The 2,672-nt window shown below is 65.3% G+C and carries 3 protein-coding genes; 2 read left to right on the forward strand and 1 reads right to left on the reverse strand.

The features are described from left to right. The first annotated feature begins 486 nt into the window (after positions 1-486). Together DWV11_RS13310 and DWV11_RS13315 are read left to right on the forward strand one after the other, a co-directional pair. Positions 487-906: a YciI family protein gene (locus DWV11_RS13310; protein WP_115789410.1), complete on the forward strand. Its 420-nt coding sequence runs from the start codon at positions 487-489 to the stop codon at positions 904-906. 51 nt (positions 907-957) lie between these two features. After that, entirely contained in the window at positions 958-2,163 is a 1,206-nt protein-coding gene (locus DWV11_RS13315; protein ID WP_210725750.1) for an RNA polymerase sigma factor, read from the forward strand. A gap of 23 nt (positions 2,164-2,186) precedes the next feature. Here the strand turns inward: DWV11_RS13315 and DWV11_RS13320 are convergent, their stop codons facing one another. Continuing rightward, positions 2,187-2,528 (reverse strand): YciI family protein, encoded by a 342-nt coding sequence (locus DWV11_RS13320; RefSeq protein ID WP_115789409.1) that lies wholly within the window; start codon positions 2,526-2,528, stop codon positions 2,187-2,189. Positions 2,529-2,672 lie beyond the last annotated feature (144 nt).

A 2,672-nucleotide genomic window follows, 5' to 3' on the forward strand; every position in this document is an offset into this window, starting at 1 on the left:
GCACAAAATCTGAAACCAGCTGTAAAAACCAGACCACACCACGGGGTGATGCAGCCCGGCAAATCCAACCAATTCAATAAAAAATCGGTATCAACAAACTTGGCACACTATTGAGTTCTCAAACAACAGTTCCGCAAACCGCAGGCCACACGACGCACTCCAGTGCGCCACCAAAAGCGGCCATCTAAGAAAGGGATTTTGCCGCCTTCCGGAACCTCCAAGCCTTTCAGCTTTTCCGTCCCTCCCGCGGCGACTCAGAAAACATTACACGGTTCGCGGGGCAGAGGCAAATCAGGATCCGGGGCTGCCGGCAGCGGCCTTGTCGGCGCAGGATCACGCCCCGCCCGCCGCCATTGGCGGCAAGCCGGCCACCCGCCGTCGGGCATCGGGAAAAATTCCCCGGACGCGATGTCGATCTGCTCTGGTGCCGTTCGACCTATGGGTGAGAAGGTCGGAAGGCGACCTTCCGGAACCAAGGAGAACATCATGGCCAAGTACATGCTGATCATGCGTCCTACGGACGAGTCGTTCGCAGCGTTTGCGAACACGGACTTCACCGAAATCATGGATGCCATGGGCAAGTTCAACGACGAACTCATCCGCGCCGGAGTGCTCCTGGCGGCAGAAGGCCTCGACGACGCCAACGAAGGCGTGGTTGTGGACTTCACCGGCGACACCCCCGTGGTGACGGACGGCCCCTATGGGGAAACCAAGGAGCTGTTCGCCGGTTACTACATCCTCGACGTCGCCTCGAAGCAGGAAGCCGTTGAATGGGCCAAGCGGGCGCCCATGACCTCGGGAAGCAAAACCGAGATCCGCCGGGTGACCACCATCGATGAGTTCCCGCAGGACAACAAGTGGATCCAGAAGGAGCGCGCCTGGCGCGAGCAGACCGGGCAGCTCTGATCCGGAGTGGACAACAGCGGGGCGCGGGGCGCCGTCGAGGCCGTCTGGCGGATGGAGTCCGCGCGGATCGTCGGCGCCCTGGCCCGCTACACAGGGGACTTTCCCTTGGCGGAAGACCTCGCCCAGGAAGCACTTGCCGAGGCCCTCGTGTCCTGGTCGGTCAACGGGGTCCCCGAGCAGCCGGCAGCCTGGCTGCTCACCACCGGCCGGCGTCGCGCCATTGACACCTTCCGCCGCAGGTCCGCGCTCGATGAGCGCTATGCCGTCCTTGCGCGGGACCTTTCCGAGGAACCCGGAGCCGACGAGCTGTTCAGCTATGACGCGATCGACGACGACGTCCTCGCCTTGATGTTCACCGCCTGCCATCCGGTGCTGTCGAAAGAAGCCCGGATCGCCTTGACCCTGCGCGTGGTCGGCGGCCTGGGGAGCGATGAGATTGCCAAGGCGTTCCTGGTGCCCGTGTCCACCATCCAGGCGCGGATTACCCGGGCCAAGAAGACACTGGCGGCCGCCCGGATCCCGTTCGCCGTGCCGGAGGCCCACGAACTGGACGAGCGGCTCGGCTCTGTCCTCCAGGTCATCTACCTGGTCTTCACCGAAGGCTCCTACGCGTCCGGGGGCGACGACTGGATCCGGACCGGCCTCACGGACGAGGCCCGTCGGCTTGCCCGCATGTTGGTGAAGCTGAAGCCAGAGCCGGAGGCGTTCGGGCTCCTTGCGCTGCTGGAACTCACAGCCGCCCGTTTCCCTGCAAGGACCGACGACGCCGGGAAGCCGGTGCTGCTCGAGGACCAGGACCGCCGGCGCTGGGACAGTTCGGCGATCCGGCGGGGGCGGGCCGCGCTTGAACGCGCAGCGGCGGCCGGTCGCGGCCTTGGCGCCTACGGACTCCAGGCGTCCATCGCGGAGTGCCATGCCGTGGCGGAATCCGTTGCCGGCACGGACTGGCCGCGGATCGTGATCCTCTACGAGGCGCTTGGGCGCTTGGCGCCGTCGCCCATCATCGAACTCAACCATGCGGTTGCCGTGGCCATGGCCTCGGGGCCGGCCGCAGGATTGGAGCTGGTGGACGCGATCGATGCCGGCGGCAAGCTAGCCGCTTCGCATTTGCTCCCCGCGGTCCGGGGCGAGTTGCTCACCAGGCTGGGGCGCCCGGACGAAGCCCGCGCCGCACTCCAGGAGGCCGCAGCTATGTGCGGGAACAGAGCCGAACGCACAGCCCTTGAAGACAAAATCCGTGCCTTGGGTAGCGCTTGAGGATGACTGGCGGGCCCGCCCCGTCAGCTCGCCGGGTCGTATTGGAACTGCCGGACCTCCTGCGGGCAGCGGCAGGCGTCAGCGATCTTCGCTGCCCAAGCGAACGCAGCCTCCCGCGAAGGCAATTCGAGAACCGTGTAGCCGCCGTTGGGCACCTTATGGCCCGGGTAGGTGCCCTCTGTAACGGTGCCGTCACCGGCCACGAGCACGGGCGCTACGGCCTCATCGATGCCGCCACCAAAGACGTACACCCCAGCCGCTTTGGCCTCCTCGATAACGGCATGCGAAGCTTCGACTACCGATACAAACTCTTCCTCCGGGACAACCATGGCCTCACCCGGGAACGAGATCAGATACTTCGTCATCGAAGATTATGGCGCCGGGCCCCGACGGGTGGTCAAGGTGGGACCGTGACCGGCCTGCCGGGGGCCGGCTTAAATGCGGGAGGCCCCCGAACGGTGTTCGGGGGCCTCGACCTGTAATGGTTGTCCGGCGGTGTCCTACTCTCC

The sequence above is a fragment of the Arthrobacter silvisoli genome (assembly GCF_003369445.1).
Lineage (GTDB): Bacteria > Actinomycetota > Actinomycetes > Actinomycetales > Micrococcaceae > Arthrobacter > Arthrobacter silvisoli.